Source organism: Starkeya sp. ORNL1 (assembly GCF_012971745.1).
GTDB lineage: Bacteria > Pseudomonadota > Alphaproteobacteria > Rhizobiales > Xanthobacteraceae > Ancylobacter.
Genome location: NZ_CP048834.1, coordinates 3579517 through 3601374 on the forward strand (window position 1 = coordinate 3579517; position 21858 = coordinate 3601374).

The 21858-nt window shown below is 68.7% G+C and carries 12 protein-coding genes; 3 read left to right on the plus strand and 9 right to left on the minus strand.

Translation table 11 applies throughout. The features are described from left to right. Nucleotides 1-180 precede the first annotated feature (180 nt). From tal to G3545_RS17055, 3 genes are all read left to right on the plus strand, one after another. Nucleotides 181-1152 carry a transaldolase gene (gene tal, locus G3545_RS17045; protein WP_170014471.1) on the plus strand — a complete coding sequence of 324 codons (972 nt, stop codon included), beginning with the start codon at nt 181-183 and terminating at the stop codon, nt 1150-1152. 44 nt (nt 1153-1196) lie between these two features. After that, nucleotides 1197-1955, plus strand: coding sequence for a sulfite exporter TauE/SafE family protein (locus tag G3545_RS17050; RefSeq protein ID WP_170018130.1), 759 nt, complete (start codon nt 1197-1199; stop codon nt 1953-1955). Between the two features lie 86 nt (nt 1956-2041). Beyond that, nucleotides 2042-2989, plus strand: coding sequence for a ring-cleaving dioxygenase (locus G3545_RS17055; protein ID WP_170014472.1), 948 nt, complete (start codon nt 2042-2044; stop codon nt 2987-2989). A 183-nt stretch (nt 2990-3172) separates the two neighbouring features. Here the strand turns inward: G3545_RS17055 and G3545_RS17060 are convergent, their stop codons facing one another. The 9 genes from G3545_RS17060 to G3545_RS17100 all read right to left on the minus strand — a co-directional run bounded on the left by G3545_RS17060 (nt 3173) and on the right by G3545_RS17100 (nt 21853). Beyond that, nucleotides 3173-7801 (minus strand): autotransporter domain-containing protein, encoded by a 4629-nt coding sequence (locus G3545_RS17060; RefSeq protein ID WP_170014473.1) that lies wholly within the window; start codon nt 7799-7801, stop codon nt 3173-3175. Nucleotides 7802-8212: 411 nt separating this feature from the next. Then, a complete protein-coding gene (gene trxA / locus G3545_RS17065; protein WP_170014474.1) occupies nt 8213-8533 on the minus strand; it encodes a thioredoxin in 321 nt (106 codons plus the stop codon). 76 nt (nt 8534-8609) lie between these two features. Then, a complete protein-coding gene (gene addA, locus G3545_RS17070) occupies nt 8610-12005 on the minus strand; it encodes a double-strand break repair helicase AddA (RefSeq protein WP_170014475.1) in 3396 nt (1131 codons plus the stop codon). Then, nucleotides 12002-15046, minus strand: a complete 3045-nt coding sequence (gene addB, locus G3545_RS17075) for a double-strand break repair protein AddB (protein ID WP_170014476.1) — start codon at nt 15044-15046, stop codon at nt 12002-12004. Before addB ends, addA begins: the two co-directional genes overlap by 4 nt. Nucleotides 15047-15219: 173 nt before the next feature. Beyond that, on the minus strand, nt 15220-15942 hold the full coding sequence (locus G3545_RS17080; RefSeq protein WP_170014477.1) for a nucleotidyltransferase family protein: 723 nt from the start codon (nt 15940-15942) through the stop codon (nt 15220-15222). Continuing rightward, nucleotides 15942-17645 carry a tRNA (adenosine(37)-N6)-threonylcarbamoyltransferase complex ATPase subunit type 1 TsaE gene (gene tsaE / locus G3545_RS17085; RefSeq protein ID WP_170014478.1) on the minus strand — a complete coding sequence of 568 codons (1704 nt, stop codon included), beginning with the start codon at nt 17643-17645 and terminating at the stop codon, nt 15942-15944. The genes G3545_RS17080 and tsaE overlap by 1 nt, the downstream gene beginning before the upstream one ends. A gap of 13 nt (nt 17646-17658) precedes the next feature. After that, on the minus strand, nt 17659-20088 hold the full coding sequence (locus G3545_RS17090; protein ID WP_246702448.1) for a PAS domain-containing sensor histidine kinase: 2430 nt from the start codon (nt 20086-20088) through the stop codon (nt 17659-17661). 235 nt (nt 20089-20323) lie between these two features. Next, nucleotides 20324-21307 carry a cysteine synthase A gene (cysK, locus tag G3545_RS17095; RefSeq protein ID WP_170014480.1) on the minus strand — a complete coding sequence of 328 codons (984 nt, stop codon included), beginning with the start codon at nt 21305-21307 and terminating at the stop codon, nt 20324-20326. 102 nt (nt 21308-21409) lie between these two features. After that, entirely contained in the window at nt 21410-21853 is a 444-nt protein-coding gene (locus G3545_RS17100; RefSeq protein WP_170014481.1) for an Rrf2 family transcriptional regulator, read from the minus strand. Between the last annotated feature and the right edge of the window lie 5 nt (nt 21854-21858).

Here is a 21858-nt window from a genome sequence, read left to right on the forward strand (position 1 = left end):
AACCGGCGTACAAACCTACGCATGGTCACACTGTCATTGCCTTCGTGTAAATAATTGGCAGCGCAACAGCCTTGCCGGCCCGCGACCGCTTGAAGCGGACCGGCGATATGTGGTCCAACCTTCCGCAGCAATCGGCCCCGTGATCTTGCCCGGGGCGCCGCCAGATGAGAGAGCGCGACGATGACCTCAAAGCTCGACCAGCTCCGCACCATGACCGTGGTCGTCTCCGATACCGGTGACATCGAGGCGGTGCGGCGCCTGAAGCCGCAGGACTGCACCACCAACCCGACGCTGCTGCTGAAAGCCTCCGAGCAGCCCGCTTATGCCCATCTGGTCGACGAGGCCATCGTATGGGGCCAGAAGCAGAGCGGCAGCCTGGAGAACGTCACCAAGGCGGTATGCGACCGGCTGGCGCTGAACTTCGGTTCCGAGCTGACCACCATCGTCCCCGGCCGGGTCTCCACCGAGGTCGATGCCGATCTCTCCTTCGACACCGCGGCGACGCTCGACAAGGCGCGCGCCTTCATCAAATCCTATGAGGAGCGCGGCGTCGGGCGTGAGCGCATCCTGATCAAGGTGGCCTCGACCTGGGAAGGCATCCGCGCCGCGGAAGTGCTGCAGAAGGAAGGCATCGACTGCAACCTCACCCTGCTGTTCTCGCTGGTGCAGGCCGCCGCGGGCGCCGATGCCGGCGCCTTCCTGATCTCGCCCTTCGTCGGGCGCATCCTCGACTGGCACGTCAAGGCCGGCGAAGGCCCCTTCACCGCCGAGACCGATCCGGGCGTGGTCTCGGTGCGGAACATCTACGCCTATTACAAGAAGCACGGCATCAAGACCGTGGTCATGGGCGCCTCGTTCCGCAACACCGGCGAGATCGAGGCGCTGGCGGGCTGCGACCGCCTTACCATCGGCCCCTCGCTGCTCGACCAGCTGGCAGCGGACGAAGGCACTCTGGTCCGCAGGCTCGACCCGTCGAACACCGAGGGCGCGCCGGCCAAGCTCGATTTTGACGAGAAGGCGTTCCGCTTCGCCATGAACGAAGACCCGATGGCGACCGAGAAGCTCTCCGAGGGCATCCGCAACTTCGTCCACGACCTGAACACGCTGCGCGCCACCGTCGCGAAGCGGCTGCAAGGTGCCAAGGCGGCGTAAGACGGCGGCGTGAGGAACAGCGCCTAGCATCAGGCACTTCAGTGATCAGCGAGTTGGAGCCGGCGTTCATCGTCGCCGCGATGCTGGCGGCGATTGCGGTGGGCACCGGCAAGGGCGGCGTGCCGATGATCGGCATGCTGTCCGTGCCGATCATGTCGCTGGTGATGTCGCCCATCGCCGCCGCCGGGCTGCTGTTGCCGGTCTATGTCGTCAGCGACATGTTCGGCGTCTATGCGTATCGGCGCGAGTTCTCGCGCCGAAACCTCGCGATCCTGATGCCGGCCGCCGCGCTTGGCGTCGGCATCGGCTGGGCCACCGCCTCGATCGTGTCCGAACCGCTGGTGATGCTGCTGGTCGGCGTCATCGGCCTGTCCTTTTGCATGTATCGCTGGTTCTGGAGCGGCGGCGGAACCGCAAAGCCGGCGGACGTGCCGCGCGGCGTGTTCTGGGGGGCGCTCAGCGGCTTCACCAGCTTCGTCAGTCATGCCGGAGCGCCGCCCTACCAGATGTACGTGGTGCCGCAGCGCCTGCCGAAGATGGTCTATGCCGGCACCTCGACCATATTGTTCGCGGCCATCAATGTGATGAAGCTGCCGCCCTATTGGGCCTTGGGGCAGCTCGGCATCGGCAATCTCAGGATCGCCGCCATGCTGCTGCCGATCGCCATCGCCGGCACTTTCCTCGGCGTATGGCTGACACGCCGGATACCGGAGCTTATCTTCTACCGTGTCGTCGTCGCCGCGCTGTTCCTGCTGTCGCTCAAACTGGTGTTCGATGGGGTGACCGGCCTCGGTCTGGTCTGAACCCTGAATTCGGCAAAGCCGCATTGCACCCTTGCAATCGTATTGCGACGAGAAGCAGCCTATCTTTGCGCCAGGAGGATCGAACCATGCAACTCACTGGCATTCATCATCTTACCGCAGTGACGGCCGAGGCCGCCCGCAACCACGCCTTCTACACCAAGACGCTCGGCATGCGGCTGGTGAAGAAGACCGTGAACCAGGACGACGTCTCGGCCTATCACCTGTTCTACGCCGACAAGGAGGCGTCTCCCGGCACCGACCTCACCTTCTTCGACTGGCGCGTGCCCCGCGAGCGCCGCGGCACCAATGCGATCATTCGCACTTCGCTGCGCGTCTCCGGCGCGGGCACGCTGAACTGGTGGGCGGAACGCCTCGCCAGCGAAGGCGTGAAGCATGACGGCATCGTCACCCGCGACGGCCGGCTCACCCTCGACTTCGAGGATTTCGAGGGCCAGCGCCTCAGCCTGATCGATGATGGCGGTGCCGGCGACGCGCATCCCTGGGAGCGCAGCCCGGTTCCGGCCGAGCGCCAGATCCGCGGCCTCGGCCCGATCGTGATGAGCGTGCCGGACCTGGCGCCGACCGACGTGGTGCTCACCCAGGTGATGAACATGCGCCCGGCACGGACCTATGAATTGGCGGGCTCCGCGGTCCATGTCTATGAGATGGGCGAAGGCGGGCCGGCGGCGGAACTCCATGTCGCGGTCGAGCCGCATCTGCCGCGCTCGCGCCAAGGCGCGGGCAGCGTGCATCACGTCGCCTTCCGCACGCCTGACGAGGAACAGTATCGCGCCTGGGCTGCGCGCCTGAACGAGCTGCGGATACCGTCGAGCGGGCCGGTGGACCGCTTCTATTTCCGCAGCCTGTATTTCCGCGAGCCCAACGGCATCCTGTTCGAGATCGCCACTGACGGCCCCGGCTTCGCGCAGGACGAGCCGGCGGAAGCCCTCGGCGAAAAGCTGGCGCTGCCGCCCTTCCTCGAGCCACGCCGCAAAGCGATCGAGGCCGGCCTGGTGCCGCTGGAGACAGTGTGAGCAACTAAACACAAGGGCCGCGCAGATATCTCTGCGCGGCCCTTTTTAGAGCCGCGTCATCCTGAGGCGCGAGCGAAGCGAGCCTCGAAGGATGTCCACCCCAGTGGGGCGCCTTCTGCTTCAACACCCTTCGAGGCCGCCGGTGGCGACACCTCAGAATGACGTTGCTTAATGCCCGCGCGCTCAGAACTTGACGACGACGCTGCCCTTCAGCGAGTTGTCGGTGGCCTCGTCCGCCAACTGGCCGGAATAGGAGACGCCGAGCACGGTGTTCGGCAGGATCGCGTAGTCGAGCCCGGCTTCCACGACCAGCGCATCCTCGGCGATCGGAACGCCGGTGACGATGAAAGGCAGGCTGCCGCTGGCGAAGGCGGATTCGCGCTCCGGCGTGGTGTCGCCGAAAGCATGCTGCCAACCCAACGACCCCTTCAGCGTGGCCGTCGGGGCGAGCTGGGCTTCCACGCGCACGCCGAGGATGGAGTAGGTCACGCCCTCGCTGGCGTCGCGCGTGGTAAGGGCGGCAGCGCCACCATTCTCGGTGAAGCCGTCAGTGTCGAGATTGACATAAGCGAGGCTGGCGAACGGCTCGAAGTTCGCGAGCGCGGCGGCAAACGTGTAGCCGACCTCGCCGAACACCTGAGCGGTGCTGGCCGAATAGTCGGCCGAGAGCGAATTGACGCCGTCGGCGAGAACGACGCTGCGGTCGGTCGAGATGTCGTTCCAGCTATAGGCGCCGCCGAAGCGCACGCCGAAGTCGCCCCAATTGCCCGCGCCATAACCGGCGACGTGATAGGATTTGGCATTGCCGGAGGAAGCCCGGTCGGAGACGTGGAAGTCTGCCTCCGAATAGCCGGCGGCGACGCCGAAGCGCCAGGTCTCGCCGATCACCCGGTCATAGCCGACGAAGATGCCGCCAATGTCGCGGTCGAGGCTGGCGGCATTGCCATTGCCGTCCCAGTCGCCCCAGGAGCCGAAGCCCTTGGCCCAGACGCCGTTCGACTGGTCGACAGCCTGCGGCGGCGGCGCGGCCTTGACCGGCATGGCGGGAACCGGCGCGAGCCGCTCGATCGGCGCGCGCGCCCGCTCCAGAGCCGCTTCGCGCACGAACCGGCTGTCGCTGATGAGCATGGTCGAGGTGGAGGCATGGACCTCGCCGGAGAGCCGGTCGAAGGTCTGGTTCGCCTGCGCCGCATTCAGGCCGAGGATGGTGTCGAACACGAGATCGCCGAGGCCGAGTGACTGCACGGCCTTGGCGACACCGGCCTGGTTGGAGGTGTCGGCGAAGGCCGACCAAGCCGTGGCCAGCGGGTTGAAGGTCAGCACCACGTCCTGGGCATTGTAGTCGATGTCCGCCACCAGGAAGGGTAGGTCCTGCAGCACGTCTACCGTGTCGAACTTGCCACTGACGGCGCCGTTGGCGGTGAAGATCTTGTATTCCCGGCCCACCGTGTAACCGGCGGCGGTATTGATCTGCAGATCACCGTCGACCGTCACATTTCCGGTGGCCTCGGTGCGGTCGCTGGTCAGCGCATTGGTCTCCACCTCGTAGAGCGCGCCATCGCTCAGGGTGACGTTGCCGACCGCGTGCAGCGTATCGACCGAATTGCCGGGCGCGAGGATGCCGCCCGACAGCACGGTGATGTCGCCGGTCGTGCCCTTGCCGCCCAGCGTGCCGCCGGCATTGACGAACACGTCGGAGGTGATGCTGCCGTTCACGGCGAGGATGCCGCCATTGATATTGGTGTCGCCGGTATAGAGGCTGTCACCGAAGAGCTCGAAGCGGCCGGTGCCGGTCTTGGTGAGACCGCCACTGCCTGAGATGACCCCGCCAAAGCTCGTGCTGGCGTTGTCGCTGCCGGTGGTGAGGAAGCCGGCGCCGAGCGAGACATTTCCGGCGCCGTTGAGCGAGCCGATGGTCTGGCTGTTGCCCTGAAGATCGAGAGCGGCGCCGCTGGCGATGGTCACCGCCGTGCTGGTGGACAGCGCATTGGCGACTGCGGTGGCGAGCGTGCCCTGGTTGATCGTGGTCGCGCCGCTATAGGTGTTCGCGGCGCCGAGCGTCAGGCTGTTGGCGCCGGTCTTGGTGAGCCCACCGGCGCCGGAGATCACGCCGTTCAGGGTGCCCGCACCGAGGCTGGTGTCGATGGTGGCGGTCACGCCCTCGGCAATGCTCGCGGTATTGCCAAGCGCGAAGGCGCTGCCAAAGGCCAGCGTACTGTCGGAGACGACGGAGAAGGCGCCGGTGCCGATGGCGCCGGCATTGTTGGCCTGGATGGTGCCGCCATCGAACACCGTGCCGCCCGCATAATTGTTGCCGGCATTGCCCAGGACGAGTGTTCCGGTCCCGGTCTTGCGTAGCGCGCCGGCGCCGGTGAGAGCGCCAGTCCAGCTGGCACCGAAGCCATTGGTGTCGATGGTCGAGGTGCCGCCGGTAAGTTCGGCGTCGACCGAGGTGACGAGCTGGGAGCCGATCACCTTGATGGTGCCGCCGCCGAGGTTGAAGTCGTAGGTGCCGCCTACATTGTTGTAGACGCCCATAAGGCTGCTGCCGCCGATCTCCAGCGTGCCGCCGTCGAGGTTGTAGGTCCCCTTGCCGTAGCCGGCGAGGTAAAGCTGCGAGCCGGCCATGACACGGAAGGTCCCGCCGCTCTGGTTGATGGTGCCGCTGCTGTTATCGATACCCTGATTGCTCTGGCTGCGGTCGCCGATGACCATGAAGCCGCGGTCCGTGTCCGGGTTCTCGGTATTGGGCCGCAGTTCCACCAGGGCATTCTCGCTGATGTTGAGCGTACCGTTGCCGGCGGCCCGTGAGCCCTCATTGCGGCCGATGGAATGGCTGCCGCCTTCGAGGATCAGCTTGCCGTCGCCGCTGATGTCATAAATGCCGGTGCCGCCCTGGTTGCCGACGTTCAGCGCGACGCAATTGGCGATGGTCGGGCAGGCCGCCTTGAGCATCACCGTGCCACCGGTCTGATTCACCGTGCCGGTGCCGCCGAAATCGCCTACCCGGAGCGCGACGCCGATGTTCAGCGTGCCGCCGGAGACGTTGAGCTCTGCGGAACCCGATCCGGTCCCCACCATCATGGTGTCCCACTTGGCGGTGCCGCTGGTGACGGCAAAGGCGCCTGCGGTCACCGCGCCCTCGCCCTTTTCCATGGTCGAGTTGTCGATGATGAGGGTGCCGGCGCCATTCTTGGCGAAGGTGCCGTAGGGATTGGTGTAGCTGTAATTGTCGGACTTGATGGTGCCGGAAAAGGACCGGGCCTCGTTTTCGCCGATGGTGGTCACCAGCGTGCCGGTGCCGAGGTCGATGGTGCCGGAGCCCGAAAGCGCGCCGATCTGCGTTACGAAATTATTGACGTCGAGCGTGCCGGCGGTGGCGATGTTCACATCGTTCTGCGCATTGAGCGCGCTGGCATTGCCGAGCTGGAGCGAGCCGGCATCGATGCCGACGTCGCCGGTGAAGCTGTTGGCAGCGTTAAGCAGAAGGGTGCCGGCCCCGGTCTTGGTCAGGTTCCCGGCGCCGCTTAGCGTGCCGTTCCAGGTGGCGCCTAGGCCGTTTGTATCGATCGTCGAGGTGCCGCCAGTCAGTTCGGCATCGACCGAGGTGACAAGCTGGGAGCCAATCACCTTGATGGTGCCGCCGCCGAGATTGAAATCGTAAGTGCCGCCTACACTGTTGTAGACGCCCTTGAGGCTGTCGCCGCCGATCTCCAGCGTGCCGCCGTCAAGGTTGTAGGTACCGTGGCCCCAACCGGCGAGGTAAAGCTCCGAGCCGGCCATGACGCGGAAGGTGCCACCGGTCTGGTCGATGGTGCCGTTGCTGTTCGCGACACCATCATTGCTCTTGTCGCGATCGCCGATGACCATGAAGCCGCGATCATTGATGATGTCGGCATTCGGCCGCAGCTCCACCAAGGCGTCGCCGCTAATGTTCAGGAAACCCGTGCCCGCGGCATTGGCTCCTGAATTGCGGCCGATGGAATGGCTGCCACCTTCCAGGATCAGCTGGCCACCACTGATGTCGTAGGTGCCGGTGCCGCCCTGATTGCCGATGTTCAGTGCGACACAATTGGCGATGGTGGGGCAGTCAGCCTTGAGATCCACCGTGCCGCCGGTCTGGGTGACGGTGCCGGTACCGCCGAAATCGCCCACCCGCAGCGCGACGCCGATGTTCAGCGTGCCGCCGGAGACATTGAGGTGGCCATCGGCGCCCGCGCCGCTGCCCACCATCATGGTGTCCCAGTTGGCGGTGCCGCTGGTGACGGCGAAGGCGCCCTGGTTCACCGCGCCTTCGCCCCGGTTCATGTCGGAATCGTCGATGATGAGGGTGCCCGCGCCGAGCTTGACGAAGCTGCCATACGGGTTGGTGTAGCTGTAATTGAGGGAATTGATGGTGCCGGAGAAGGAGCTGGTGTCGCCGGCCCCGACGGTCGCGGTGAGCTTGCCGGTTCCGAGATCAATGGTGCCGGAGCCCGAGAGGGCGCTGACATAGGCGCTGACGCCGTCGACACCAAGCGTACCGCCGGCACCGACGTTCAGGTCGAGTGGCTGGCCGCCGACCGGGGACGTCAGGCCGCTGCCGGGGGCAACCACGGCGGCACCTTCGAGATTGATGATGTTCGCAACGCCGTTGGTGATGGCGGCTGCGACGGCGGCGTCGAACTCCACCTGGTTGGAGACCGTGAACTCATCGGCGTGGCCCGGCGACGGCAGCCAGAGCGAGAGGCCGGCGACGAAGGCCAGTGCGGCTATAGCACTTGGATGGACCAATGCCGTGGTGCTGGAAAGCAGCTGACGAGAGACGGCCAAACCCGTCCGCCGGCTGGAGCGCACGGCCCCAACCCCATGAAAACGTTCCAACATAAGCCGGCCCCACAACCCCAAGTATCAGTGCCATATTCAATCATGGCTACCGTAACGGAGTCACCACCCCGAATGGTTGTGCAGCGCAGCAGTCAATATGGTACCTTGACGATTGCAAGTTGGCTGCAAATCGCAACGATCTTCAATCTTTTGAACGGTTCTCAAGGGATCGATTTGATAGGGCTATCAATGCTGCAAAGCAGCACGCGGGTTTCCGAGATCGTACGCATGCGAATCTTCTGCCGACTGATGCAGATCCGCCACAGTCGAATGGCACCAGGTAACCGGCACAAAGACAAACGCCCCGGAACGTGCGTTCCGGGGCGTTTCATTCAGTCGGTTAGATCGCGGGCAGCGTCAGATGGCGCTGTTGATCCACTGCACGAGCTTGGCCTTCGGCGCAGCGCCAACCTGGCGCGAAGCGAGCTTGCCGTCCTTGAACAGCAGCAAGGTCGGGATCGACATGATGCCGTACTTGGAAGCGGTGGCCGGGTTCTCGTCGACGTTCAGCTTCACGATCTTCAGCTTGCCTTCGAGTTCGCCGGAGACTTCGTCGAGCACGGGCGCGACCATGCGGCAGGGACCGCACCATTCGGCCCAGAAATCGACGAGCACGGGCTCGGAGGCATTGATGACGTCGGAGTCAAACGACTGGTCCGACACTTTTTCGACGCCCATTGGCGTGACCTTTCTGTCTTAGACAACGGAAGTTGCAGCCAAGGTGGTATCGCCAAGGCGCGCCGTCAAGCTGGCGTCACACTGACGTGTGGCGGGCCAGCGCAGCCGCCATCTCCTCTCGCCCCACAAGATGCACCAGCGGTCCCGCCGTATAGACCAGGCTGGCCTCGATCACCTTGCCGGGAAACAGCTTTTCCAGCAGCGCGGCATAGAGCGCGAGCTGTGTCACGTGGCCCTCGAGCGGGCGCGCCGGCGCCCGGGCGTCAGTCTTGAAGTCTGCAAGCCGCACATGGCTGGCCTGCACCGCCATGCGATCGATTCGCCCCGAGACGGTGATTCCGGGTGCGATCTCGCCGACGATCGGCACTTCGGCGCGGCTGTCCGGGGCGAATAGCGGGGCGATGCCGGGAAGCTCCAGCGTCGCCAGCGCTTCGTTGAGCAGCGCTTCGCGGGTGCCCTCGTCCCAGTCCGCCGCCTGCGCGCCGAGCAGCCGCCGGCCGGCCGCCGCTCGTTCGGCCGTATCGCGCAAGGCGAGCCCGACGAGCAGGCGATGCATCAATTCGCCGCGACGCATGGCCGTGAGCGCGGCGGCACTCGGTCCACCGCTGGAGACCGCCTGAGAAGGTGCGAGCGCCCGCGGATGCACGGGCGCCGCCACCGGCTTCACCAGTGCAGCGAGCAGCGCGCGTTCCTCGTCCGGGACCGTGCGCGGTGCCGGCGGCGAGATCGGTGCCGCCGCGACTTCCTCCTGCGGTCCGCGCCAGCGCCGCACCGTGCCGGCAAACCCCACCGCCGGCACTTCCACCGCCTCGGCATCGAGTGCGCCGCGCACCAGGTCGTACCAGCAATCCGGCCGTCGCTGCCGGCGGCCATCGGCGCCACAGACCACCAGCGCGCTTTCGGCGCGGGTCAGCGCCACATAGAGCAGCCGGCGATACTCCTCCATGGCCAGCGCCTCGGCACGCTGGCGCAGCACGTCCATGGCCGGGGTGTCGGTCTTCTTCGAGGGCGCCAGCAGCATCGCCCGCCGGCCGGCCGGCGTCTCGGCGCGCAGCAGGCCGGCATCGTTGCGCAGCAGCGGCCCGCTGGTGGTGTCGGCGAGGATGACATAGGGCGCCTCCAGCCCCTTGGCACCGTGCACCGTCATCACCCTGACCTCATCGCGACCGGCCTCCATGTCGCGCTTGGTGTCAACGCCGCCGCGCCGCAGGAAGGCGAGGAAGCCGGCGAGCGACGGCGTCGCTGCCCGCTCATAGGCGCGGGCCAGCGCCAGCATTTCATCGAGCGCATCCGACGCCTCGGCACCGAGGCGCGCCAGCATGCGGGCACGGCCGCGTTCGCGGCCCAGGACCCGCGCATAGAAATCGAACGGCCGCAGCGCCAGCGCCTCCGGCTTCAGGCGCGCCAGCATGTCGGCGGCGCCGCGCCATTTGGGCTGCTCGTCCGCCCGCGCCCGCAGTTCGGCATCAAGCCGACGGGGGGCGCGATTGGCGGCGAGCTCGATGAGGTCGCCATCGTCAAAGCCGAACAGCGGGCTCTTCAGCGCGCAGGCCAGCGCAAGTTCGTCATCGGGCGAGATGAGCGCGTCGCCGAGTGCCATCAGGTCCTGCACCGCGATGTGCTCGGCGACCACCAGGCGGTCGGCGCCGGCGACCTCGACGCCCTCGCGCTTCAAGGCGCGGATGATCGCCTCGAACAGCGCGCCGCGCCGGCGCACCAGCACCAGGAAATCGCCGGGCCGCGCCGGGCGCGCGCCCTCGCGGGCATGGACGCGGAAACCGTCGCGGATGCGGGCGCCGATATGGCCGGCAATGTTGCGGGCGAGCCGGCTCGCCGGATCGTCCTCGCTCGGCGCATCGAGCGGCTTCTGCCAGGCATCGAGCTCGATCTTCTCGCCCGGCGCCTCCGGCTCCCACACCTCGACGAGCGCCGGCAGCAGCGCGTGGATCGCCTCGTGATGGGTGCCGACGGTATCGGCGGAGAGGCCGACATAGGCCTCGGCGCGGCCGAACACCGTGTCGACGGCGCCGAGTATGCCCGGCGCCGAACGGAAGGAATGCTGCATCTCCAGCCGGCGGAACCCGCCTTCCGGCGCCAGCCGCTCGAAGGTGCGGCGCATATCCTCGAAGCGGCGCGGATCGGCGCCCTGGAATGAGAAGATCGACTGTTTCTCGTCGCCGACCACGAACAGCGTGCGCGTCTTCTCCTGGGCACCCGTGCCGGCAAAGAATTCGGCGACCAGCGGGCGGATCACCTCCCATTGCTCCGGGCTGGTGTCCTGCGCCTCGTCGACCAGCACATGGTCGATGCCCTGGTCGAGCTTGTAGTGCACCCAGGCGGAGGCGCCGGAGGAGAGCAGCCGGCGCGCCGCGGTGACGAGATCGGCGAAGTCGAGCACGCCGCGGGCGCGCTTGGCCGCCTCGTAGCGGCGCATCGCCTCGCGCCCGAGGGTGAGCGCGGAGCGCGTGCGCTCTGCGGCACGCACCGCCTTCAGCCGCATCATCAGCGGCGCTATGCGGTCGCGCTCATTGAGCAGCGCAGGAAAGCGCTCACGCACCTTGGCGGAGCCGAACTGGGTGTCGCCGTAGGGCTGGCCATCGTCCTTCAGGAACACTGCGGCATAGAGCTCCGGCAATTCCTCGTCGGGCGCGATGGCGGCCTCCAGCAGTGCGTGGCCGCGCCGCGCGCAATTGCCGCCATTGGCGATCAGCTCCTCGGCGAGGCCCCGCCAGGCGCCCCGGGGAATTTCCGCCTGCTCGACGAGAGTGCGGGCGAGCCCGGCTTCGTCGTCGCCCGGCGTACGGCCGACCAGCCGGTCGATCTCACCGGATGTCGCCGCCAGCGCCTCCGGCTCGGCGACCAGGGCGGCGATCAGCGCATCGATGCCGCCGTCCGCGGTCTCGTCGATCAGCAGGGCCAGCGCGCGACCGAGATCGCTATCCGGCGCGCTCGAGGCGGCAAGCACCACTTCGGCGCGGATGCGGGCGAGCAGTTCAAGGCGCGCCGCCTCCTCGATCTCGCCGAAGCCGGCCGGCACCCCCGCCTCGAACGGAAAGCGATGCAGCAGCGCGCCGCAAAAGGCGTGGATGGTCTGGATCTTCAGCCCGCCCGGCGTCTCCAGCGCCAGCGCGAACAGCCGGCGCGCCAATGCCCGGCGCCGCGCGTTGGCCGGGCGCCCGTCGGTGATCTCGATGGCGCGGTCGAGCGCGGCATCGTCGAGGCTCACCCATTTGCGCAGTTCGCCGAGCACGCGGTTGGCCATATTGGCTGCTGCCGCCTTGGTGTAGGTCAGGCACAGGATGCGCCCGGGCGGCACCTCGCTGAGCAAGAGGCGGATCACCCGGCGCGCCAGCACATGGGTCTTGCCCGAGCCGGCATTGGCGGAGACCCAGGCGGAGATGCCGGGATCGGAAGCCTGCGTCTGCAGGTTGGTGGCCGCGCGCGCCTGGGCGGAAGGCGGAATCACGCTCATTCGCCCTCACCCTCGCCACTGATCGACCATTCGCCGACCCGCGCCAGATGGCCGTAATCGCCGGTATTGCCGCGGAACATCGGCCGGCGCAGCGCGACATAGCCCTGCGCCGGGTTCTCGAAGGCGCGCACCAGCGTCTCCAGCCGCTCCAGAGTGGCATCGGCGAGCGTCGCTGCGCTGGCATCGGTGCCGACCACGCTCTTCTCTTCGAGCGGCGGGTTGCCGGAGCGCAGCCGGACATAGACGAGGTCCGCCGTCGGCGCCGGCGGCACCCCATCGAAGCCGCCGCGCGCGGCGATGCCGGCTTCCAGCGGCAATTGCGGCGAATAGAGCGCGGCGGTCTGCTTTGCCGTCGGCACGACGCCGGTCTTGTAGTCGAGGATCGCCAGCGCGCCGTCGCGGCGCACTTCGATGCGATCGGCATAGCCGGCGAGCCGGAACGGCCCGCGGGTGCCGGCAAGGCTGATGCGCCCGCCCGTTTCGGCGACGATGCGGGAAAGCTCGGCGCGCCGCATCCGCTCCCAGGCGAGGAAGGCCGGGATCAGCCGCTCGAAGCGCGCCCACCACAGCGCGTGCTCGGCGGGAAATGCCTCCAGCGGCGCGAAAGCATGCCGGCCGAAATCGCGCAGCGCGGTCTCGGCGTTCGCCGGAAGCGCCTCGGGATAGGCCTGCGCGAAATCGCCCAGCGCTTCATGCACCGCACTGCCACGCTCTGCGGCACCCGGGGCAGCGTCGAGCCCGTCGAGCGGGCGCAGCTTCAATATGTGGCGCGCATAGATGGAATAGGGATCACGCAGCCAGGTCTCGATCTCGGTCACGCTGAGCATGGTCGGGCGCAGCTCGACAGCCGGCGTCGGCGCCGGCCGGGAGATGCGCGCGGCGGGCGGGTCGGCATCGATCAACCGGGCGAGCCGGCGGAAACGCTCGCCACGCGCGAGCGTGTCATGCCAGCGCACTTCACCGCTCACCGCCGCCAGCCGCTGGAGGAAGCGCGAGGGCACGGTCGGCGCACCGCCGACCTTGGCGGCGCGGGCGAGGATGAGTTCCGGCGCGCCGCAGAACTGCGCGAAGTCATGGGCAGACAGGCCGATGCGCCGCTCCGGCGCCTCCAGCCCGAGTGCCGCACGCATCGGCCGACTGAGCCAGGGATCGGAGCGCACCGCCGCCGGCCAGCCATCCTCGACCAGCCCCGCCAGCACCATGCGGTCGACCGCGACGAGACGGGCTTCCAGCGGGCCGAGGATGCGCAGCCGGGCGTTGGCGTCGAGCGGCGGGCGCACCGACCAGGCCGAGAACAGATCCGGCAAAGCCGACGCATAGTCGGCTAACGTCATGTCCGAGGCGTAAGGTCCGCCCTCGCCGAGCGCATCGAAGGCCTCCGCCAGGATAAGCGTTGCCGCATCGCCGGGAGCCGCGGCGAAACCCTCGCGCACCGCGTCGCACGCCGCACGGTGCACGGCGACGAGATCGGCGAAAGGGTGCGAGCAGCGCCCGAGAGCGAGCAGCGGCGTCAGCGCCGCACCGATGCGGCCCGCGAGATCGGCGGCGATGCTGCGCTCGCTGTCGCCAATGCCGCGACGCGGATCGGTGCGGTGGAAATTGCGCGGATCGAACCCGGCCACGGCGGCGATCAGCCCATCCGCGTCCGCGGCGGGGCGCGGGCCGCGCAGCACCATCAATTCCAGCGCGTCGGTGACACTCGCCAGCGCGCTTGCCTCCAGCCCGAAGCGGGCGTGCGGATGACGCAGCAGCCCCACCAGTGGCACCGGTGCCAGTTCGTCCGCCGCAGCGTCGGCGACCAGCCGGGCGAGCCGGCCGGCAACGCTCTCGGACAGCGGCTCGCCGGCGGAATCGTCGATCGCGATCCCGAAGCGCAGCAGTTCCGCCGCGACACGGCGAGCGAGATCGCGGTCCGGCGTCACCAGAGCCGCGGTCCTGTCCGCAGTCTCCAGCGTCTCGCGCAAGGCGATGGCGATGGTGAGCGCCTCCTCGCGGGCATCGTCCGCCTCGATGACCGCGACATCCGCCAACGCTGTCCCGACCGTCGCCGGCCAGGCATTGCCAAGGCTGGCCCAGGCGTCGGTGGCGAGCGCGGGGCGCAGCGCCTCGGACAGCAGGCGCTCGCGGCCAAAAAGGGCGGGCGCGCCGAGCACCTTCACATCCTCGCGTTCGACGCCGACCAGCGCCAGCAGCCGGGCGAGACCATATTGCGGGTGGCTCGGCGCCGGCTGCTCCTTGTCGATCAGGCCGCGCCACGCCGCCTCGTCCAGATCGGTGTCGAGGCCGGGCAATACCAGCGCGCCAAGCGGCAGCCGGGCGACGCTGGCCAGCAGGCGGGCGGTCGCCGGCATCGAGCCGGTCGAGCCGGCCGCGATCACCGGGCCGGCATCTTCCCCGAGCGCGGCAAGGCGGGCGGCCTCGGCGGCGATCAGCCGGTCGCGCCGCACGCTGCCGTCAATGGCATTCATCGCGGCGAGCAATGCCGGCCAGGCCTCGCGCGCGATCTTCAGGAAATCGAGCGCCATGTCCCAATAGCGGTCGTGCTCGCCCGGAACGAGGTCGTCGAGCCGCTCCCATGGCACTTCCTGCGCCGCCATCTCGTCAATCAGCTGGCCCAGCGCATCGGCGAGCGCGAGGCCGGCGCCCGGGCCGGCTGCAACCGCGGCCCGCCCGTCATCGTCGCGCAGCAGGTCGCGCCAGCGCCCGACAAGGTTGGCGAGGGCGAGGCGGCGCGTCGTGGCGGGAACCGAGGAGGGGGGCTCGGTGAATTCCTCGGCGAAGGCCAGCGCGTCCTCGTCGACATCGCCGAGCGGTACGATGCGCGGCAGCAGCGTCGCACCACTGGTCTGCGCCAGCAGCGCCTCACCGAGGAGCCGGCCGGCGCGGCGGGTGGGCAGGAACACGGTGGCGGAGGCGAGCGCGAGCGGATCACCCCTCGGCGCGAAGCCGGGCACTAGATCACCGTCCAGCAGCGCCCCGGCCAGCGTCGCCAGGAACGGCGCGGAGGCCGGCACGGTGAAGAGGCGCGGCGTGCGACTCATGTGTCCTCCCGGTTCGGCCCCGCTTATAGCCGTTTTACATACGGGATTGTCGTCATCCCGGCCGCAGGCGCAGCCGGAGAGCCGGGATCGCGCGCCGACGGTGCGCCCCTCTCCTCACGCGATCCAGGATACGCCCTGCGGCCGTTCCGGGATGACGATTTTTGAGGACAAGCTCAATCCACCGAATGCAGGATCGCCTCTTCCGCCTCGGCAATGGCTTCCGGGGTGCCGACATGCATCCACACGCCCTCCAGCCGCAGCCCGAACAGGCGGCCTTCCTCCGCCGCCCGCCGGAACAGGTAGGTGAGCGAGAACGGACCTTCCGGGGAATCGTCGAATAGCTCGGGCCGCAGCACTGCGGCTCCGGCATAGACGAAGGGGGCGACGCTGCGCTCGCCGCGGAAGGTCAGCGCGCCCTGGCCATCCATGACGAAATCGCCGCGCCCGTCATAGCCGATCGAGGCCGAGGTGGGGGCGAGCAGCAGCAGCCCGTCCATCCGCTCCGGATCGAAGCCGTCGATCAAGGTCGGGAGATTGGGGCGGATGCCTTCGATCCAGATAGTGTCGGCATTGATCGAGATGAAAGGCGCGGGGCCGAGCAGCGGCAGTGCGCGGCGAATGCCGCCCCCGGTCTCCAGCAGCGCGTCGCGTTCGTCGGAGAACACGATATCAGGGGGCCCCCTACGCTGGCGCAGATGGCGCTCCATGAGGTCGGCATGGTGGTGCAGATTCACCACCGCGGTGTCGATATCGGCCTCCGCCAGCCGATTGAGCACATGGTCGATCAGCGCACGGCCGCCAACCTCGACCATCGGCTTCGGCCGGGTGTCGGTGAGCGGGCGCATGCGGGTGCCGATACCGGCAGCCAGCACCATGGCGGATCGGATCGGGCTCATCAGCTTGCCGAGGTCTCTGGGGTTGACGATGGTGCCGAAGCGGCCTCACCCGCCGGTTCGGCGGGCGGGGAACCAGGCTCCGGCTCCGGCGGATCCGGCGGTGACAGGGTCGGCGGTGGCAGATTCGGCGACATGTCCGGCGAGGTCAGGCTGGGGGTCGGCAGGCTCGGCGGTGGTACATGCGTCTCATACCACGCCTTCAATCCGGCCAGATCGGGGAAGGCAAGGCAACGGTCGAGATAGCTCCAGATGCGCGGCATGTGGCGCAGATAATGCGGCTTGCGGTCGCGCTTATCGAGCCGGGCGAAGATACCGAGGATCTTGGTGGCGCGCTGGGCGCCGAGTATGGCGTAGCTTCCCGCAAAACCGCGGACATCGAAATGCGGGTCGGCCTCGCGGCGCGCCTTGGCGTAGCGCCCGACCAGCGAAAGCTCCAGTTCCTCCGGCACATCGATCCGGGCATCCTGCGCCAGCGAGACCAGGTCATAGGCCGGCGGGCCCATCAGCGCGTCCTGGAAATCGAGCAGGCCGACACGGGCCAGCCCTTCGCGCTCGGGCAGCCACATCAGGTTCGGCGAATGGAAGTCGCGCAGCGTCCAGACCGGCTTCATCGCCATCGGGCCGCTGAGCGCTTCCGTCCAGAGCGAACGGAACAGCTCGCGCTGCTCGGGCGAGGTCGGCGGCAGGCCCTGGTGCGGCAGATACCAGTCGACCAGCAGTTCGGCCTCGATGAGGAAGGCGCCGATGTCATAGGGTGGCAGCGTATGCTCGATATTCGGCGCCACCGGGAGCGTAGCCGGCAAATCGAGCCTGTGCAGCGCCGCCAGCACGTCGGTCGCCGCCTCGTAGCGCTCCGCCACCGGGGCCGGCGGGGTGCCCTCCACCACCGCTCCGGTGCCGAAATCCTCGATCACCAGCAAACCGGCCTCGAGGTCGGCGGCGTTCACGACCGGCGCCGAGAAGCCGCGCGCCTTCAGGCCCCTCGCCATGGCAACGAAGGGACGGACATCCTCGGCGAGGTGGGCGATGGCGCTGTAGGGCAGGCCGTCGCGCACCGGGGGGCCGTCCGGTCGGCGCGGCGCATCCATCAGCACGGCGGTGCGCCTCGTGCCGACCAGGCGCTCATAGGTGCGCGAAGAAGCGTCGCCCTGCAGATGCCGGCGGCGGGCGGGGCCGAAGCCGGCGAGGTCGATCAGCGCCCGCGTCGCCCGCATCCGCATCAAGGCGGTTGCCAGTCGGCCATGGCCGATGAGGCGGACGCGCCGCACTGTCGGCGCCGCGCCCGGCGGCATGGAGAGCGATATGTCGAGCCGGTCCGGCGCCAGCGCCGCGCCGCCGGCGCGATCCGGCCATTCCACCAGCGTGATGGCGCCGTCGCGCAACTCGTCCCAGCCGATCTCCTCGAGCTCGGACGGATCGGCGACGCGGTAAAGATCGGCATGCACCAGCCGGGCGCGCGGCAGCTCATAGAGCTGGAGAATGGTGAAGGTCGGGCTCGGCACGTCGAGCCGCTCGTCGGCGGCGATCTCGCGCACCAGCGCGCGGGCGATGGTGGTCTTGCCGGTGCCGAGCTCGCCGGACAGCGCCACCATGTCGCCGGGCATCAGCATGCTGGCGAGGTCCATGGCGAGGCGCGACGTCGCCCCCTCGTCGGGCAACACGACGTCCCAGCTGGTCACGTTCACGGTTGCGGCTTCGTTCATCCCGCCCGCCTTCCTATTGCCCGCCGCCGTCGAGCGGGAAGCGACACGTCACCAGCGTGCCGCCGCCCGGTGCCGGCTCGATGGCCACGGTGCCGCCGTGCAGTGCCATAAGCGAGCGCACGATGGAAAGCCCCAGCCCGACACCGCGATGGCGCGAGCCGTTGGTGTGGCTCTCGAAACGGTCGAACACCCGGGTACCGAGCTCGGGCGAGATGCCCGGCCCCTCGTCGCGCACGCGGAACAGCATGGTGCCGTTCAGACGCTCCGCGGCGAGCGTCACCGTCGAGCCGGTGGGCGCGAAGCCGACCGCATTGGAGAGCAGATTATAGAGGATCTGCCGCACCCGTTTGGCGTCCGCCCGGAAGTCGCCCGGGCCCTGCGGCGCCTGGATGGCGAGCTTCACCCCGCCCTCGGCCAGGCGATCGCGTACGCCCTCGGCGGCGCCTTCCATGACGGCGCGGGCGTCAACCTCGGCGAGGTCGAGCGTCATCGCGCCGGCGTCGATGGTGGCGAGATCGAGGATGTCGTTGATGATGGCGAGCAGCGCGGCGCTGGATTCGGTGATGTGGCTCACATAAGCGCGCTGCTTCTCGTTCAACCCGCCGATGCCGGAATCGTCGAGCAGCTGGGCGAAGCCGATGATGGTGGTGAGCGGCGAGCGCAGCTCATAGGAGACATGGCTGACAAAGGTGCTCTTGAGGTGGTCAGCCGCTACCAGCGCCTCGTTGCGCTCCACCAGCACGCGCTCGACATGGACGGTGTCGGTGACATTTCGGAACGTCACCAGCGTACCACCATCCGGCAATGGCTGGGTCGAGCCGTCGAGAATGGTGCCGTCGGTGCGCTCCATGCGGAAATTGCTGGGGCGGCGGTCCTCGATCGTCGTCACCGCAGCGCGCAGCGTGGTCCAGAGCTGCGGGTCGGCGCCGAGCGGCCGACACAGCGCCACCACGGCATCGATGTGCGGGCGCTCCTTCAGTGCCATCGGCTGCAGCCGCCACAGATCGAGGAAGGCGGAATTGAACAGATCGAGCCGGCCGTCGCTGTGGAACACCGCCACCGCCTCGGCGAGCGCATCCAGCGTCTCGCTGCGGATGCGGGTGAGCGCGTTGTACCGGCTCTCCAGCGCGAGCCGTTCGGTCACTTCGTCGGCGAGATAGGTGACGCCGCCTTCGGGGTTCGGCGCGGTGACGACACGCAGCGTGCGCCCGCCCGGCAGATGCCACCAATGCTCGCGCGGCTCGATGGCGCGATAGGCCTCGTGCAATTCCTCGCGCCAGGCCCGGAAATCCGCCTGTTCGGGGAGCCGGCGCGCCGCACGCAGCCGGTCGAGCACCGCGCCGTCGGTCGGCCGGTCGTCGAGGAAGGCCGGGTCGAGCTCGAACAGGCGGGCATAGGCGGCATTGTGGAAGGCGAGCCGGCGGTCGCGGTCGAAGATCGCCACCGCGGTGGAGAGATGATCCAGCGTGCGCCGGTGCGCGCCGATCACCGCGGCGAGCTCGGCGCGTACCGCTTCGGTCTCGGTGGCGTCGAGCGCAATGCCGGCGGAGCTGCCGCCGACGGCGACCTCCAGCACGTCGAGCATGCGCCGCTTGCCGGCGACCACCACGGGCAGGCGCTGCGAGAAGGCGTGGCCCGTCTCCTGCGCCTTGCCCGCTGCCTGCCGGGTCGGCGCGTCGAGCAGGCTGAGCGCCCGGGTGCCGGCATCCGCGACGTCGCGGGCCTCCACCGCATGGACATAGGCGGCGTTGCCCCAGGCGAGGCGGCCGTCACTGCCGCGCACCCAGGCCGGAGCGGGCAACGCCTCCAGCAGCGTCCGCAGCGCCGCGGAATCCGCTTCCAGCCGGCGATGCGCCTCGATCAGCCGGGCAAGATCCCCGCGCACGCCGGTCACCTCGCGCAGCCGCAGCACCACGGCGCTGCCGACCGGGCGGCCTTCCGCCTCGACATGCCGGCCATCGTGGGTGACGAGCGACAGCGAGAGCGCCACGCCGCGCCGGCGCAGCCGGTCCACCGCCTCGTCGGCCTCGCGCGCCGAGGATGGCGCCAGCCAGGCGCCGAAAGCGAGCAGGCGGGATGGCGCGACCACGCCGGTGAAGGCGGCGGTATTGCCAATGATCTCCGGGTCGGCGCCGGGATCGCGCCACACCACGATGATCTGCGGCTCGGCCAGCAGCAGCGCGCGGCCTTCCTCGATCTGCGCCTCAAGCCGGGCGATCTCGCTCAGCGTCGCCGCCTCGCGCCGCGACGCGCCCATGCGGTAGCGGACATGGACGATGGCAGTGGTGGTGGCGAAGGCGATGACGCCGACGAACAGCGCAAAGGCGATCAGCGCGCCGCGATCGAGCGCGCCCAGCGACATCGCCGCGCCGGAAAGCATGTCCTGGACGGAATTCTGCGCATGGGCCGGCGCGATACCGGCGCCCAGCAGCGACAGCGCCATTGTGGCGTGGCGCGAGGCACGGCATAGCACGGCCGGAAGGCGGCCCGCCGGCCGCCCCGCTCGTGCGGCGTCCCGCGCACCCCTCATCCCGGCCGGTCGCGCCATATCGCCCCGGTTCCCCCTCGCCCCAGTCACCGATGCGCAAGCGGGGCCGGGAAGCTCCCGCCGGCGCGAATCAGTCTTGACTTTACCGAAGGGGGTCCAAGCCTAGAAGGGGCGATCCTGGAAGAGGCGATCAGAGCCCTTCGAACAGCGCGGTCGACAGATAGCGTTCGGCGAAGGACGGAATGATGACAACGATGGTCTTGCCGGCCATTTCCGGGCGCGCGCCGACCTCGAAGGCGGCGGCGAGCGCCGCGCCCGAGGAGATCCCGACCGGAATGCCTTCCAGCCGTGCCACCGCGCGGGCGGTCTCGAAAGCGGTCTGGTTGCCGACGGTGACCACCTCGTCGATCACCGAGCGGTCCAGCACCTCCGGCACGAAGCCGGCGCCGATGCCCTGGATCTTGTGCGGACCGGGCTGGCCGCCGGACAGCACCGGGCTGTCCTCGGGCTCCACAGCGACCATGCGCAGGCCGGGCTTGCGGGCCTTGAGCACCTGGCCGACGCCCGTGATGGTACCGCCGGTGCCGACACCGGAGACCACCACGTCGACCGCGCCGTCGGTGTCGTTCCAGATCTCCTCCGCCGTGGTGCGGCGGTGGACGGCGGGGTTCGCCGGATTGCTGAACTGCTGCGGGATGATGGCGTCGGGCAATTCCTTCACCAGTTCCTCGGCCTTGGCCACCGCGCCGCGCATGCCCTGCGCCGCCGGCGTCAGCACCAGCTCGGCACCCAGCAGCGCCAGCATCTTGCGGCGTTCCACCGACATCGATTCCGGCATGACCAGGATCAGCCGGTAGCCCCGCGATGCCGCCACGAAGGCAAGCGCGATACCGGTATTGCCGGAGGTGGGCTCGACCAGCACTGTGGTCGGCTTCAGCACGCCGGCCTCTTCCATCGCCTCGATCATCGAGACGCCGATGCGGTCCTTCACGCTGCCGATGGGGTTGAAGAACTCCAGCTTGGCGAGGATGCGGGCGTGAACCCCGCGCTGCTGCGGCAGGCGGTTGAGCTGCACCAGCGGGGTGTCGCCGATGGTTTCGGTGATGGAGTTGTAGACGCGCCCGCGCCCCACATTGGCGGCGGGGACGGCAGGCTTCAATGCGGGCTCGGCCATGGATATCTCCAACGTGTCCGGCGGACCGGAACGATTATTCTCGTCGGCAGCGTGCCTACCATATCCACGTCGAGACGTCGAGAAACGAGATTATCAACAAATCTAGATGGTGAAATCTATGCCTTCCGGCAAGCCGCGCCTGGCGCCGTCCTGGGCGGCGGTACGGCACAGCTCTTCGATGGTAACGCCGTCCAGCGCCACCTCGAAGCCGCGCTCCGCCTCGGCGACCGCCGGCTGCACGATCTCGCGGACGATGGGCGGGAAATTGCCGATCGCGTCCTCGGCATCCTGTTCCACCACCCGCACCACATCGGCGACGGTGATGCGCCGCCGTTCGCGGGCCAACTCGTAGCCGCCGCGTGGACCACGCACGCCCTTCAGCACGCCGGCATGCACCAGCGCCTGCAGCACGGGCTCGAGATGGCGGGGCGGCAATTCGTGCCGGGCGGCGAGTGCCTTGGCAGCGACGGGCGTGCCGCGCGCGTGAAGCGCGACGTCGACGACGGCCGCAATGGCGAGCAGGCTCTTGTCGGACAGACGGGGCATGCGTC

Bases quoted from the DNA above. Each gene is read 5' to 3' on its own strand.
- tal (WP_170014471.1), top strand. From the start codon at position 181: ATGACCTCAAAGCTCGACCAGCTCCGCACCATGACCGTGGTCGTCTCC.
- G3545_RS17090 (WP_246702448.1), bottom strand. From the start codon at position 20,088: ATGGCGCTGTCGCTGCTGGGCGCCGGTATCGCGCCGGCCCATGCGCAG.
- G3545_RS17080 (WP_170014477.1), bottom strand. From the start codon at position 15,942: ATGAGCCCGATCCGATCCGCCATGGTGCTGGCTGCCGGTATCGGCACC.
- G3545_RS17055 (WP_170014472.1), top strand. From the start codon at position 2,042: ATGCAACTCACTGGCATTCATCATCTTACCGCAGTGACGGCCGAGGCC.
- addA (WP_170014475.1), bottom strand. From the start codon at position 12,005: ATGAGCGTGATTCCGCCTTCCGCCCAGGCGCGCGCGGCCACCAACCTG.
- addB (WP_170014476.1), bottom strand. From the start codon at position 15,046: ATGAGTCGCACGCCGCGCCTCTTCACCGTGCCGGCCTCCGCGCCGTTC.
- tsaE (WP_170014478.1), bottom strand. From the start codon at position 17,645: ATGAACGAAGCCGCAACCGTGAACGTGACCAGCTGGGACGTCGTGTTG.
- trxA (WP_170014474.1), bottom strand. From the start codon at position 8,533: ATGGGCGTCGAAAAAGTGTCGGACCAGTCGTTTGACTCCGACGTCATC.
- cysK (WP_170014480.1), bottom strand. From the start codon at position 21,307: ATGGCCGAGCCCGCATTGAAGCCTGCCGTCCCCGCCGCCAATGTGGGG.
- G3545_RS17100 (WP_170014481.1), bottom strand. From the start codon at position 21,853: ATGCCCCGTCTGTCCGACAAGAGCCTGCTCGCCATTGCGGCCGTCGTC.